General features: G+C 41.7%; 14 protein-coding genes and 1 pseudogene. 7 read left to right on the forward strand and 8 right to left on the reverse strand.

The window, feature by feature from the left end; all coding sequences use genetic code 11:
- Positions 1–208 precede the first annotated feature (208 nt).
- Positions 209–1711, reverse strand: coding sequence for a carotenoid isomerase (gene crtH, locus V7K79_RS24290; RefSeq protein WP_335051206.1), 1503 nt, complete (start codon positions 1709–1711; stop codon positions 209–211).
- A gap of 313 nt (positions 1712–2024) precedes the next feature.
- Between crtH and upp the strand changes: the two genes are divergently transcribed.
- The 3 genes from upp (at position 2025) to V7K79_RS24305 (ending at position 3501) form a co-directional block, all read left to right on the forward strand.
- Positions 2025–2675 (forward strand): uracil phosphoribosyltransferase, encoded by a 651-nt coding sequence (gene upp, locus V7K79_RS24295; RefSeq protein ID WP_335051208.1) that lies wholly within the window; start codon positions 2025–2027, stop codon positions 2673–2675.
- A gap of 75 nt (positions 2676–2750) precedes the next feature.
- Complete coding sequence (locus V7K79_RS24300) at positions 2751–3104, forward strand: hypothetical protein (protein WP_335051287.1); 354 nt, start codon at positions 2751–2753, stop codon at positions 3102–3104.
- A gap of 127 nt (positions 3105–3231) precedes the next feature.
- A complete protein-coding gene (locus tag V7K79_RS24305; RefSeq protein ID WP_335051210.1) occupies positions 3232–3501 on the forward strand; it encodes a YggT family protein in 270 nt (89 codons plus the stop codon).
- 99 nt (positions 3502–3600) lie between these two features.
- Here V7K79_RS24305 and V7K79_RS24310 read toward each other — a convergent pair whose 3' ends face one another.
- A complete protein-coding gene (locus V7K79_RS24310) occupies positions 3601–4032 on the reverse strand; it encodes a biotin carboxylase (protein WP_335051212.1) in 432 nt (143 codons plus the stop codon).
- A 394-nt stretch (positions 4033–4426) separates the two neighbouring features.
- Here V7K79_RS24310 and V7K79_RS24315 point away from each other — a divergent pair, with 394 nt between their 5' ends.
- Complete coding sequence (locus V7K79_RS24315; RefSeq protein ID WP_335051214.1) at positions 4427–5062, forward strand: hypothetical protein; 636 nt, start codon at positions 4427–4429, stop codon at positions 5060–5062.
- 45 nt (positions 5063–5107) lie between these two features.
- Here V7K79_RS24315 and V7K79_RS24320 read toward each other — a convergent pair whose 3' ends face one another.
- From V7K79_RS24320 to V7K79_RS24335, 4 genes are all read right to left on the reverse strand, one after another.
- Positions 5108–6310, reverse strand: coding sequence for an alpha/beta hydrolase (locus tag V7K79_RS24320; protein WP_335051216.1), 1203 nt, complete (start codon positions 6308–6310; stop codon positions 5108–5110).
- Between the two features lie 255 nt (positions 6311–6565).
- Positions 6566–7213: a Uma2 family endonuclease gene (locus tag V7K79_RS24325; protein WP_335051289.1), complete on the reverse strand. Its 648-nt coding sequence runs from the start codon at positions 7211–7213 to the stop codon at positions 6566–6568.
- Between the two features lie 892 nt (positions 7214–8105).
- The gene (locus V7K79_RS24330) at positions 8106–9623 is read right to left on the reverse strand and encodes a M16 family metallopeptidase (RefSeq protein ID WP_335051218.1); all 1518 of its coding nucleotides are present in this window, start codon (positions 9621–9623) and stop codon (positions 8106–8108) included.
- Positions 9624–9668: 45 nt separating this feature from the next.
- Positions 9669–11309, reverse strand: coding sequence for a M16 family metallopeptidase (locus tag V7K79_RS24335; RefSeq protein WP_335051220.1), 1641 nt, complete (start codon positions 11307–11309; stop codon positions 9669–9671).
- Positions 11310–11460: 151 nt separating this feature from the next.
- Here V7K79_RS24335 and V7K79_RS24340 point away from each other — a divergent pair, with 151 nt between their 5' ends.
- The gene (locus V7K79_RS24340) at positions 11461–12075 is read left to right on the forward strand and encodes a TetR/AcrR family transcriptional regulator (protein WP_335051221.1); all 615 of its coding nucleotides are present in this window, start codon (positions 11461–11463) and stop codon (positions 12073–12075) included.
- Between the two features lie 85 nt (positions 12076–12160).
- Here the strand turns inward: V7K79_RS24340 and V7K79_RS24345 are convergent, their stop codons facing one another.
- Positions 12161–12607 (reverse strand): DUF4332 domain-containing protein, encoded by a 447-nt coding sequence (locus tag V7K79_RS24345; protein WP_335051223.1) that lies wholly within the window; start codon positions 12605–12607, stop codon positions 12161–12163.
- A 159-nt stretch (positions 12608–12766) separates the two neighbouring features.
- Between V7K79_RS24345 and V7K79_RS24350 the strand changes: the two genes are divergently transcribed.
- Together V7K79_RS24350 and V7K79_RS24355 are read left to right on the forward strand one after the other, a co-directional pair.
- Positions 12767–12973 carry a hypothetical protein gene (locus V7K79_RS24350; protein ID WP_335051225.1) on the forward strand — a complete coding sequence of 69 codons (207 nt, stop codon included), beginning with the start codon at positions 12767–12769 and terminating at the stop codon, positions 12971–12973.
- A 154-nt stretch (positions 12974–13127) separates the two neighbouring features.
- Positions 13128–13592: pseudogene (locus tag V7K79_RS24355) on the forward strand (DUF29 domain-containing protein).
- 2 nt (positions 13593–13594) lie between these two features.
- On the opposite strand, the gene V7K79_RS24360 reads toward V7K79_RS24355, so the two are convergent.
- Positions 13595–14401, reverse strand: a complete 807-nt coding sequence (locus V7K79_RS24360) for a PhzF family phenazine biosynthesis protein (protein ID WP_335051227.1) — start codon at positions 14399–14401, stop codon at positions 13595–13597.
- Positions 14402–14537 lie beyond the last annotated feature (136 nt).

The raw sequence follows: 14537 nt of genomic DNA on the forward strand, positions 1-14537 counted from the left end.
ACGGTTTGGATAAGCTAGAAAGGCGGCTTGGAGGCACTTAAAGTGAAGAGATTAAATTTAAACACTCTTTTTTGCCTAGCACTTTCCTTTACTTCCGCTCAAACAACTTGCTTTAACAGATAACTTTCTTTACCGAACCGTATTGAGAGTTACTCAGATTGTTGGGGTAGCTACCAGCTTCACTTTTTTACGTTGACTGTTCCTGTAATTAAAATCCTAAATCTACGGCAATACGGTGGGCGCAAGCAAACCCAGAAAAAGCGACTGCATTCAACCCTTGACCGGGAAAGGTACTATCCCCTACACAATAAAGTCCTGAAATAGCTGTGCGATTAAAGGGCATATTCAATAACCCCCACAACTTGCGCCGGGGAATTGGCCCATAAGTGCCATCTTCACGACCCAAAAAGCGGCGATGGGTGCGCGGTGTCCCCACTTCTAAATAATCCAATCCCGCATCTAAACCGGGAAAAATTTTCTCTAGGCGGTCAATAATTCGCCAAGCCGCCTGTTCTTTCTTCGCTTCGTACTCACCTGGAGAAAGTTCTTGCCAATGATCAATCCAGTCAGGCGTGAAGGCATGAATGATATGATATCCACTTGGTGCTAAATCTGGGTCTAGCAATGTGGGAATCGAAACAAAAACTGTGCCTTCTGCTGCTGTCATCTTTTCCCAATCTTCCAGCAAAATATGGTGACACTCTGTCCCCGCAGGTAAAACAGACTCCTTAACCCCTATATGCAAACTCAAGAAACTTGGGGATTTTTGATAAATTTGTTGCCAATTTTTCTCATTATGTGGGATTTCTTCTGCTGGTAGTAATTGTTCAAATGTATCCCAACGTGTAGCATTAGAAACTATGCGTTTACCCCGATATACTTTACCATTAGCCAGTTGTACACCTACTGCTTTTCCTTGTTCTGTAAGAATTTTTGTGACTCTAGCTTGGTATTGAATCTTACCTCCAGCCTTCTCTAGACCTTCCACCAGTTTTTGGGCTATTTGTCCTACTCCGCCTTTAGGATAGTTTACTCCACCATAATGCCTGTCAGAAAAGACCATCCCAGCATTAATCATTGGTGTCATATCCGATGGAACCACCGACCAGCAATAACATTCCATATCGATAAATTTCAATAATTGCGGGTCTTTGATGTAGCGCCGCGCCACATCCCCAGCATTTTGGGGCAGATACTTAGCTAAACCGAGACACGCCAAAGGATGCTGGAAAAATACGCGCAGTAAATATCGAGGTTCTTCTAATGACAGCAAATCCATGCTGTTGAGGCACTTGAATACTTTTTGGCATTCGTCATAAAAGCGACGAATTCCTTGTTCTTCATGGGAAAAATGAGCAATAAGATTTTGCAAAAATTTCTCATAAACCCGGTCAACCTTCAAATCTAAATCTTGGGGTAGATGATAGTGAATCTGTACCGGATCTGCGATCGCTTCTAGGCTGACATTTACTGCTGATAATGCACGGGTGAGTAAGTTAGTTGTACCGTTCTGTCCCAGCCCAAAAATCATTGATGCGCCAACATCAAATCGATAACCTTGGCGTTCAAAATAACCAGCACTACCACCTGGAATCAAATAACGTTCCAGTACCAGCACTTTCGCTTTCTTCGCCGCTAACTGGGTCGCTGTTACTAATCCGCCAATCCCAGACCCAATTACGATCGCATCAATATCTTGCATTTTGGTCATTAGTCATTAGTCATTAGTTATTCTCCCCTATGCCCAACCCCAAATGCCCAGTGCCCAATCCCCAATCCCTAATGCCCAATCAAAAAAAAAGAGGGACGAGCCTGCTACTGCTGACTTATCCCGTCTGCCGATCCTTAAAAGAGAGGAGAACACTGTATAAGAATATAGCCTTGATTGAGAATTAATGTCAACTAGTAATGAAAAGTTTTATCAATAAAATTGAGAGCGTTAATTTTAAGCTGTCAGCCGGATGCAGGAAAGAGTATTATGGTGTTTCAGTTGTTATACAATAAAAAGGCGCCTATTTCTGGCTATGACGCTACAATTGCGCGTTTATGTTCCACCCCATCCCCTGATCAAGCACTGGCTAGCAGTTGCCCGTGATGCAGGCACGCCTTCAGTATTGTTCCGCAGTGCCATGATTGAGTTGGGAAGATGGCTGACTTATGAAGCTGCACGAGACTGGTTGCCGACTCAAGAAACAGCAGTACAGAGTCCCTTAGATACCTGTCCAGCAACGGTGATCGATCCGCAAGTGCCTATGGCAGTAGTGCCGATTCTACGGGCTGGGCTAGGATTACTAGAGGGAGCGCAGACTTTACTGCCTTTAGCATCGATTTACCACCTTGGGTTGGCGCGAGACGAAGAGACACTCCAACCTCATTGTTATCTAAACAAGTTACCAGAAAAATTTCAGCCCCAAACACGAGTGTTAGTTACCGATCCAATGTTAGCAACTGGAGGGTCAATCATGGCAGCAATGGCAGAATTAACACAACGGGGTGCTGACCCATCTCTGACGCGGATTATTTGTGTAGTAGCGGCTCCACCAGCTTTGCAAAAATTGAGTGAGGCTTATCCAGGTTTAATAATTTACACTGCTACTATTGATGAAAAACTGGACAGCAAGGGATATATTGTACCGGGATTAGGAGATGCAGGCGATCGCATCTTTGGGACTTAAGCTAGTATGCAGCTAGGGCAGGAAAATAGCATAACTACTGTAAAAGTTGCAAGGTTTGTTGAAGGCGGTAAAAATATGAGTCAGCGAGATGGTTTTGGCAGTGGTTTTTTAGCAGGGGCGTTTGTTGGTGGAGTCTTTGGCGGTGTTGTTGGGGCACTGATTGCTTCTCGGCGCGACCCCCAATTGCTAATAGAAGAGGAGACAGAACTGACAGATAGCCAAGCCGAAGCGAAGAAAATAGCAGCAAAGCGGCGTCAGATGAAAGCCTCAGAAAGTGAGAGCAACAGTATAGAAACGGCCAGGCGATCGCTAGAAGATAAAATTGCCCAGTTAAATGCCACAATTGATGAAGTGCGAAATCAACTGGGAAACGTGAATAGTAGTTCACCCCAACCAAGAAATGACCGCTCTCTCACTAAAGACTCCTGAAGTTTGTTCAAGCATGGTGAAAGTGTCAAGTGTGGTAAATATGAAATCTGCAAGTACCATGACATGGACTAAATTAAAATTAAAAGATAAGACCGCGTTTGACACCTAGTAGGAAACAAAGCTATCCATGAGTTTACTGATTACGACACTAATTACCTTTGTCACCTTTTATAGCTATTTGCTAATTATCCGGGTTTTGCTAACCTGGTTCCCGACAATCAACTGGTATAACCAGCCATTTGCCGCTTTATCCCAGATAACCGATCCTTATCTGAATCTATTCCGCTCAATTATTCCCCCATTGGGCGGAATAGATTTTTCGCCGTTCTTAGCTTTCTTAGCACTTAATCTAGTTACTGGGCTTCTGAGTGCCATTCCAGCTTACCTGCCCTTATAGAAAGATTTTGATTACTACCTTGGTAAAGAATTGTGTAGAGACGTTTGTATATTTCACGTCTCTACCATTTATTACAAACTACGAATTACGAATTACGAATTATTTACGCACTTGACCGCTAAACCCGGCAGCCTTAAACTGCTTTAGCTTTAAAGGAGTAGGCTGATTCGCAGGTACAGAAATTCTCAATTCAAAATCGCTAATACCTGGTGGTACTTCAGTAATAGAGCCTAAGCGAGTGCGATTTTGCATCACCGAGTCATTATTAGCATCATAGATACGTCCAAAAATATCTGCATCGTAGACTGTTTTATTAGTGCCATTTTCTGCTTTGCCAACGACAAGAAAACAATTGGCAGCAGCGCTACCACTGCTGATAACAGCGCCTTGTGCTAGTTCTGATGGACAATCTTTATAAGAGACATCAAATAGTTTAATCTGTGTCAGAGCTACAGCTGGGGGAACAATCACCCACGATAAAAAGGTAATGAGACATGAAATAAAAACGACCGTGAGCGAACGCAACCGCATAAAAGACCCCGTGATTTAATTCAATAATTATTAACTGATAACCTCAGCTTACAACATACCCCTACTCTCTATTCTTTACTTCCCTGATTAATTCACCACTGCAAATACCTGCTCCACGAGCAATTCCCAATCAGGGACTATATCTGATGCCATGGTCGCCGTACCCTTCAAGACCGTATCTTCATATTGTCCTTCGATTCACTTGCAAACTAGGTCAACACTAGAAAATACCAAGCCGATGCCAACAACTCAGGAGACAGGAGACAGAATCAAATTTTTCTTTGAATAGGCATCTTACATTTAATTATGTCTATATTTAACTACGGGGTGATTGGAGACTTGAATTTAACATTTGTAATAATTAAGAGAATAAGCCCTCAATTGCTATGAAATTATGACTCCAGATGAGATTGAAGTAGCTATGTTCGCAGCCTTTAATGATTGTGATGCAGCAAGCTGTCCTCTCACTGACACGCAGAAACAGATATTACTGCAAGTGGTTGAGCAAATTCAGGGAAATTCTACCTCTGTGATATCAAATATTGCTAATCCTTTAGATGAACTTACTTCAGAAGAGTTGGAAGCATTTTTACAATTTGTTAAGGATGAAGAACAACGCAACCGCACTTGGAAAGTACAATTACTTAACGACTGGTTGCTAGAAAAGGATTCTGGAACGGTACAATTTATTCGCCAACGCTATGGTTTACAGTGGTTGAATCGTGTTGAGTCATATCATTTTGATAAGTATTATTATTTTGAGGATGCACTGAAGTTAAGAGTAGGCTATCGCATTGAAGTTTCCAATGCACTATGGGAATGGGTGCAGGAAAATGGGCCTTGTAAGCGGGAGTGGTTTCCCTGTATGGTGATTAGGGTTGAAGAAATTGACGATGTCTACGACGGGCTACGCCTGCGCGATTATTCCTCTACTAATTGCGTCGTCCGCTTCTTTAACGGCGCAGAATATGAAATACAAGGAATGTATGAATGGAATCGCTATAATTGGCGTTGGCCTCAAAAAAAGTAAAAAGTGCTGAGTTTTTAATAATTGTGAATCAGTTTGGGAATAAAATCATTGCCCGAACAACGCCCAACCCAAAAACCTCTCAGTGTAATACAACGCTAATTGATTGCTCACACCATTGAAAACAGCATCAAAAGCATGTTCTGCCCAAGGAATTTCTAGAAAAACCGCAGTATTGCCAGATTTATGTAAACTTTCATACATCTGCCTGCCAAATCGCGCTTCTACTAAATGGTCGCGACTGCCGTAAATTAATAAAGTTGGCGGTAAAGGATGTGTTAAGTAATTTATCGGTGAAGCAATTTGATACTGATTAGGCAATTCTTCTAAAGAACCACCAAGAAATGCTTTTAAAACAGCGCGGGTATTTATAGGATCGGGATTTGGTGGTGTTTTATATCCTTCAGTTAAGTTAACAGGCCCGTAATAGTTCACCACAGCACGAATCGGTGGTGCATCGGGCTGATAAGCCGCTAGCATTGCTAGATGTGCCCCAGCAGAACGTCCCAAAAGTACCATGCGTTCTGAATCGGCTTCATATTCAGTTGCATGTTTGCGAATAAAATTCAAGGCTGTACGCACATCATCCAACTGAGATGGAAACTGATATTTAGGTGCGTGTCGATAGTCGATCGCAAACACCGTATATCCATGATTAGCAATATATTGATTAAACTCAGAATTGGCATGAGTATTACCATATTGCCAAGCTCCACCATAAATTACTACCACTGCTGGATATTTTCCTACGTCTGGGGGTTGGTATACTTCCATTTTTAAAGGCAATCCTCCAGGAGAAGCAAAAAGAATATCTTTTTGATGACGCGTTTTACCTAATGCAATACCCCGAAAGAAATTAACTAAGTTAAAAGGATAGGTTTGCATCTTAGCCCTTAATTGGGGTGAAATTTGCTCTAGATAATTTGCTCCCAACCCTTGTTTCATCGCTTTAGCCATCTGCATTTGAGTTAGTGGGATATTCACTAACACCCATCCACAAATTAGCAATCCGATTAAACTGAAAATGCAAACTAAACGTTGTAGCTGACGGCGACGGATATAGAATAAAGACAGCAATAAAAAGAGCAAATTTAATAATAATAACCAAGGACTAACTTCTGGCACTCCTACTGCTAGCGTGAGTAAGAACATATTCGGAGCAGGAAGAATAATCCAAGCACTAAGAAATAAACTTGCAAAACTCAGTACTAATACAAGCAATGATAAAAATATTTTGGGTTTAACAAACATAGGTTAAAATGCGGTAATAATGACTTCAAAAAAGCACAATTTATCCGCTCATAGTAAGGTTAGGAATATTTATACAGCAGAATCCAGGAGTCAGAAGTATAAATGATTGGTCTTTCAAAACGCGATTTATCGCGTCTCCACATCTGAGTTTTGGATTTATTAATATATTTTATTATACCTAAACTTGAGACTTAGCTTGTGTACTTTACTAACCTGAAATCCACTGTATGTTGTAAATTCTGGTGATAGTATAAGTTATTGCTTTTGTATCTGTTTTTGTACCCAAATCCGAAAAGCTTTGAGCGTTGCATTTCTACCTGCTGTTGTACTTTGCTCCAGATATTGGGGAATCACTTCAATTAATGAGAATAGAGGAAAATTTAGGCTTTGTTGAGATTCGACATAATGCCCGTCTCGCAAAATATTAATTTGGAGCTTTCCTCGGTCAAAACGCCAAAGCTCAGACACTTTTAGCGCTTCATAAATATTAGGATGAGTACGAGAAGTAATATCAATTTCTAGAGCTAAATCTGGAGGAGGATCTACTGCTAAATCTAGCCGCTTCTTGCCGCGAATCTTAGATTCATTTTTTATATAGAAACACTGATCGGGTTCTATACCTTGAGCCATTACTTGGTTTTTGAAAGTGGTAGAACCAAGGCTGATGAACTCAGTACTCAACTCTTCTAGAAGCGCTTTGACTAAATCACCAATAATTTCTTTGTCATATTCATATTCTGGCAGTGGTGCCATAATCTCCAGTATTCCCCTGTCATAAGCAATTCGTGCTACCCGGTGTTCCCCTAAATCCTCTAGAATTGTTTCCAATTCCTGCCAGGTTACATCTCGTAGTAGCACTCTTTGTCCTGGTGGAACATGGATGCGCTTTAATTCCAACAACATCATCTCCACTCCCAGTAGTTGAAACCTAGATTTAGCTTACTCTAGTTAACTAATTCGCTGCGACAATTTTTATTGCTTCATCGCTAGATTTTCAGATACACCCCAGCTTGTCGTTAGACATCGCTTACTTGAAGAAGCCCTTTATAGAAGTGTATACTGGAGCGATCGCTCCGAAAAAGATTAACAGAGTAAAAAAAAACCTCTGGGAACTCCAGAGGTTTTAGTTCCTGATTTAGTTTCTACTTGTTACTCCAATTTCTCCTAAATCATTTCCTGATAATGGAGAAAATTATTTTAACAACAAGATCCCCGACTGTCTAAAAAGTCGGGGATCTGAACCTTGTGATTTTATTTGGATTAGAACTTACGCTAAAGATATGGCGATCGCATCAGCAATCAGCCATTATCTTTTAGCAACAGGAATGGTAATACAATACCAACTATCGATTGCAAGTACCAGCATTTTTGGTAGTTAAATCTTGATAAATTAGAACTAGGTACTTACAGGAAAAAACGCCCAATTTCTGCCTAATATGGTAACTTTGCCACTCATTGCTAATATAGTCAGGATTATCTAATTCATTGCCGCCTGGTTGTAGCATTTATCTGAGGTAACAGGCATTGTAGCAGTGATAAAATATTGGGCACGGGCTGAACAGTAGTTTTTAAGTTGTCGTTTTGAGAGACAATAACTCTACTACAGCAGCCCTCTCTCTTCATACTCCTTTTTTTGGCAAAGGTATTGTAGCTATAGGACTCATATTTGATTTTTGAACAAAACTCAGTACACCTTTATTCCTTCTTAAGAGTCCCCAGTCCCCAGTCCCCAGTCCCCAGTCCCTTACCTCTACGAATGATTCAGAAATCAAATCGGATTGCTATATCTACGCTATTAATTCTTCACTTGAGGCTGCGAACCAGGAATTGTGACATCTATTGGTGTCACTTGTTTAGCTAACTGTGTCAATGGCGGTTGAATAGCGGTTTGATTTCCTACTACTAAAGTCACAATCTTTTCTGGCTTGAGGTATTCTCGTGCTACCCGTTGGACATCAGCTGCGGTGGTGGCGGCGACAGCTTTTTGATAGCGGAAGAGAAAATCAGCTGGATAGCCGTAATATTCGTATCGCATCAATCGTGATAAGGTTTGGCTAGGGTCTTGAAAGTTGAACACAAAAGAGTTGAGTGTAGACTCTTTAGCATAAGCTAGTTCTTTTGCAGTCACTCTTTGAGTTTGGGTGCGCTTGATTTGAGCTTGTAAGGCTTTGACAAACTGGACAGTAGCATCCGATCGCGTTTCTCCACCAGCGATAAATATGCCAGGATAATCGTAGCGGGGACTCCACTGCCCGTAGACAGAGTAAGCTAAACCTTGACGCGATCGCAATTCATTAAATAAGCGTCCACCAAATCCATTTAACACTCCATTTAACACATCCAGCGCTGCATAATCGGGATTGTCGAAACGCCCGCCCAAATGCCCGATAAGCACACTACTTTGTGTCAGTTGTGGCTGATTGACAAAAAAGACTCCACCTGTATTAGCTGGCGAAACCTTTGGTAATGTGGGTTTAGCAATACCTGGGTTACGTTGCCAATCGCCAAACTTAGCTTGAACGAGCGATCGCATTTTCTGACTCTCAAAATCCCCCACAATCCCCAAAATCATATTATTGGGGTGGAAATATTGCTGATAAAACTTGAGCAAATCTCCACGCTCAACCTTATTCACCGTTGCATACTCTATCGTGCGAGCATAAGGGCTATCTTTCCCATAGAGCAATTTCTTAAATTCTCGACTAGCTATCCCATCTGGATTATCATTACGACGAGCAATACCACCTTTGGCTTGAGTTTTCGCCAAGTCTAGCTTTTCTTGAGCAAATACAGGCGATCGCAGCACCTCAGCAAACAGTCCAAACACCGTTTCTAAATCTTCACTGAGTGCGTCAAAGCTAGCACTACCAGAAGTTTCACTAATACCAACTTCCACAGATGCCGCCCGTTGTTCTAATATTTCGTTGAGTTCATCAGGCGAATGCTTCTTAGTTCCTCCAGTTCGCATTACCGCGCCTGTAAAACCAGCTAACCCAACTTTCTCCATTGGTTCCAAGCGATTTCCTGTGCGTACAAACGCTGTCCCATTCACCAACGGTAACTCGTGATTTTCCATTAAATACACAACCAAGCCATTTTGCAGTACAAACCGCTCATACTTGGGTAACTTAATCTCAGGTAGCGATGGTAGCTGCAATTCTGTGTAATGTTTCGCCTCAGCAGTCGCCGCTAGAGAAAAATTACTAGTTAAAAGTAAGCACGCAAAAACAGCAATCAAAGCATAAATTAGTCCTTTTCCGTTTTGGATTTTGAATGTGATTTGCTTTTTACTTTTCACCTTAGACCTCTGCATATCTCTCTTCCTTTGCGCCTCAGCGCCTCTGCGTGTTGGTTTCTCTTAAGATTCTTTCGACAACAGCTTACCAATCGTGCGATTTTTCGGCGTAAACGTCTCCTTTGCCACTCGCACAATATCAGCCGTCGTCACCGCCGAAATATCATCCAACTGCTTAAACAAATTCCGCCAAGAGCCAGTTTTTACCTCATATTCCAACAATTGTTGAGCCATCCCCATATTGGAATCGAGAGTACGTAACAAACCCGCCCGTGCTTGGGTTTTCACCCGTTGTAAATCAGCCGCCGCTACAGGCTCAGTTTTTAATTTGTCAATTTCTTGGCGTAAAGCCACCGCCAACTCATCAACTGTATGACCAGGAGCTGTGAGAGCATAGAAAAAGATCAAGTTTGGGTATTTATCTCCAGGAAATCCACTGTAACCTTGAGCATTTAGTGCCAAACGTTGCTTTTCTACCAAAGATTTATATAGCCGCGACGTGCGCCCATCGCTTAATAAACTGCCAATGATTTCATAGACAGCATTATCTGGATCGGTAATCGCCGGACGGTGATAACCTTCTAAATACCAAGGTTGAGAAGGTAGCTGTAAAGTAACTTCCTGTGTTTGTTGTTGTGGCGGTTCCACCGGGATTTGTTCAACAGCTTTGGTTTTAGCTTGAAAACGGCCAAAATAAGTTTGCGCCAATTTTTTCACTTGAGCGGGATTAACATCTCCGACAACAGCGATCGCTAAATTACTTGGTACGTAATGAGTATCAAAAAACTTTTGGACATCTTCTGGTGTCAGATTGCGGATATCTTCGTCATAACCAATTACCGGACGCCTGTAAGGATGGGCTTTGTAAGCAGTATCGATAAACTTTTCCACCATCTGTCCAATGGGTGAATTTTCTACCCGCATTCGTCGTTCTTCTAAAATTACATCTTTCTCTTTATAAAACTCACGACGAATTACGGGATCGAGAAATCGCTCCGACTCCAACGACATCCACAGTTCTAGCTTATTGGCAGGAAAGCTGTAAAAATAACGAGTAGCTTCGGTTGAAGTATTGGCATTTAAACCCACGCCTCCCGCTTGTTCGACAATTTGCCCTAATTCATTTTGCTTGACTAGCTTGCCTGCTTGCAATTCCACTTGCTCAAACTCAGTTTGTAACCTAATGACCTCAGCTTTTCTGCCATTGGCTTTCGCTGTTTTAATTTGAGCATTCAACTGCTCTAAGGTATCTAGTAGTGGTTTTTCTTTTTTGTAGTCTTGTGTACCAATGCGCGTTGTGCCTTTAAACGCCAAATGTTCTAGAAAGTGAGCTACACCAGTTTTGCCATCTGGTTCATCCACACCACCTACATTCGCATAAGTAAGAAAAGAAACTACGGGCGCTTGATGTCGTTCCAAGACAATGAATTTCAAACCATTGTCAAGACGAAACTCTGTTAACTGCTTAATAACTCGATCGAGATAAGGTTGGATTGAACTTTCAACTGGTGGAGTTTGAGTTTTAGCTTCTTGAGGAGGTGCTGTCTGAGTTTGAGCTAGAGCGACTTCTGGCAGTAATCCCCACAAAAAGATAATTAAAGCCAACAAAGTGACAAACAACTGTCGTAATATTACAAATACTCGATCTAACCAATCGAAAATCCCCAATCTAAAATTTAAAATTGACCGACTGCTCTGGTTCATAAGCGAAAATTAAGATAAAGTTACATTACCTAAATAACAGGATACTCAGCAAAAGAACGTTAATCTTGTATTAAGCTTTCAGTGGCTCTTTACACTCGACATTAGACAATAATGCTACAAGTTTTGTTACGGATATCTAACCATAACTGTTATGCGAGTTTTTAATTCTTCCCCGCCCTCAGAGACTCAGACGCGCACCCGGATTTTACAGGCAGCGCAACGGTTGTTTGCCTCTCAGGGATTTGACGGTACTACCACCCGTGACTTAGCACAAGCAGCAGGTATAGCTGAAGGTACTCTATTTCGTCATTTTCCGAATAAAAAAGCAATTTTGGTGGAAGTAGCCACGAGTGGCTGGGTAGAGATTCTTACAGATTTGCTCACAGAATTAAGTGAAATGGGCAGCTATAAAGCTGTTGCTCAGGTGATGCGCCGTCGGATGTGGAATTTCCAAAAAAATGCCGATTTGATGCGTGTTTGTTTTATGGAGGTGCAATTTCACCCAGATTTGCGCGATCGCATTCAATTAGAAGTGATTACTAAAATGACTGATGTGGGTGAAGCATTCTTTCAAACAGCGATGGATAAAGGCATTTATCGTCAAGGGGACGCGAAGCTAGTTGCAAAAGTTTTCTTAGGAATGTTTGCGATCGCAGGTTTTTCTAACAACACCCTCATCGAACCTGATGCTTCTCCCCAACAAATGCAGGAAATGGCCGAAGGACTTGCTGATATTTTTCTTAATGGTGTTTTAGCTAAAGATTAGGCATTGGGGATTGGGAAGAAGCTTGTTCAATATTTCTCCCTTATCTTCCTCATCGCCTTAGTTCCCAGTCCCTAGTCCCTAGTCCCTAGCCCCCAGTCCCCACTATTTTTGCTTGCTGACTCCACTGTTGTACTAGCTCAAGTGCTGGACACAAATCTCGTCGCTGCATTGTTGCTACCTGCAAGCGCATGATTTGTTGGTGCAATCTGTGAGTGGGAGTTTGAGCTAACTGTACTACAGAACCAATACCTGCATGAAGCAATAAACCACAATATTGTGTCCCGACGCTGGGAATACGTGCCAAGTCAGCTAAAGCCATCCATTTATTTACATATTGAAGATGAATCTGTAGTTTATTTGCTAACGCTAGTCTTGACTCTAGAGTTTTACCTTGTTTGACTAAAGCCACTGTGCTATTAATCCCACAATTTTGAAGTTGAGATTGTTCCTCATGGCTCAGTCCAGGTAATTGCTCAATTGGCCAATCACGAGATTGGATAGTAGTTCTACTATCTTTGTGTTTAGCAGACATTTTTGAAATACAAATATAGGTTTGTTTAAATATTGTGACAGTTGTTTCTTCGCAAAAGTCCGCTTTTGCGGTTTAGTGTTTGTATTGACGTACAATTTTAACGCATCGCGGAAATCCCCACCTTCAATGTACTCATAAGGTGGGGATAGGGAGCGGGAAATGAACTCAATCTTCTGCAATGCGATTGTTTCGCCTGACAATACGATTGTTTCGCCTGACAATACAATTGTTTTACATGACAATACGATTGTTTTGCATGACAATGCGATTGTTTCGCCTGACAATACGATTGTTTTGGCTGACAATGCGATTGTTTTGGCTGACAATTTCACCTTACTTGCAAGTTTTTTATTAAAGGATGTCTGAAAAGTTAAATTCCCTGCCTGCTACCTCAGAATAACAGTTTAAGATAAGCGCGTTACGGCTTGTATGGCTAAAAAGATGCGATCGCTTTCTTGAAGTTAAAATGGGCGTAAAGTATCTCCAATTTAGGTAATATACGGTAGATTGCAGGAAGCTCATGACCCAGATTCCGAAAAGCACAGCCCAGTTGTATGAAACAGATTTTGCAGCATGGACAGAAAAAACTGTACAACTCATTCGTGCTGGACAATTTGGACAAGTAGAATGGGATGCTGTGATTGAAGAGATTGAAAGCTTGGGACGGTCAGAACGACGAGAGTTGAAAAGCCGCTTAGAAGTATTATTACAGCATTTGCTCAAGTGGCAATATCAGTCTAGTTTGCAAAGTGGCTCTTGGCGAAATACTATTGATGAGTAGCGCTACAAAATTGCAGATTTACTCCAAGAAAGTCCCAGCCTCAAGTCTTATCCAGAAGAAGTTTTAGCCCAATGCTATCATCGGGGATTGAAAGCTGCTAATAATGAAACTGAACTACCAATAAATACGTTTCCTGTAGAATGTCCTTATTCTATTGCCCAAGTTCTTGATAGTGAGTTTTTGCCGGATATTCTTGATTTGTAATATTAAGTTGATGCGGTAATTAACTCACCTTGCAGCACAGTTACCGCTTGTCCGGCGAGAAAGACGCGATCGCCCCCGTCATAATACACTTTCACTACTCCACCGCGACTAGATGCTTGATAAGCCAAAAACTCATTTTTGTGCAAGCGATCGCGCCAGAAGGAAGCAAGACAACAATGAGCCGCTCCTGTCACTGGGTCTTCATTAATACCCAATCCCGGTGCAAAGAAGCGAGAGACAAAATCATATTCAGAATCAGAGTTAGTAGGGCTAGTGACAATCACATCTGAAATCGATAAGGTTTTGAGTAGTTGAAAATTAGGCTGTATTTGCCGCACCAATTCTTCAGATTCCAATTCAACTAGATAACCTAATGAATTTTGCAAGACAGACTTGTACGTTACACCTAAAGCTTGCTTGAGTTCTGGAGGAGCGACTGTTGCTTGTAAGTGATTCACAGGAAAATCCAATTCAATCCACTTACCTTGCAACTTTGCAATCAACACGCCACTCTTGGTATAAAAACGTGCAACTTCATCAGGTGATAAATGTCCCTCTGACCAAAGTACATGGGCACTAGCTAAAGTTGCATGACCACAAAGCGGCACTTCCACCGTCGGCGTAAACCAACGCAGATTAAAGCCATCATCTTGCTTAACTAGAAAAGCTGTTTCAGATAAATTCATCTCCTGCGCGACGCTTTGCATCCAGCGCTCGTCTTGGGGAGTAAGCAAAACACAAACAGCAGCTGGATTACCTGCGAAAGGTGTATTGGTAAAAGCATCAACTTGAGTAATGATTTGTCCCATTAGATTCACCTTGAAAGTTAACGCCACGGCAAATTTTCACGCCGACTTACTTAATTATACGGACACGATATCATTCGGGCGCATAGCCATGAGCTTCTACCCTGTCTTAATCCAAATGAGAACCGCTATATACAGT

Source organism: Nostoc sp. (assembly GCF_036917575.1).
GTDB lineage: Bacteria > Cyanobacteriota > Cyanobacteriia > Cyanobacteriales > Nostocaceae > Nostoc.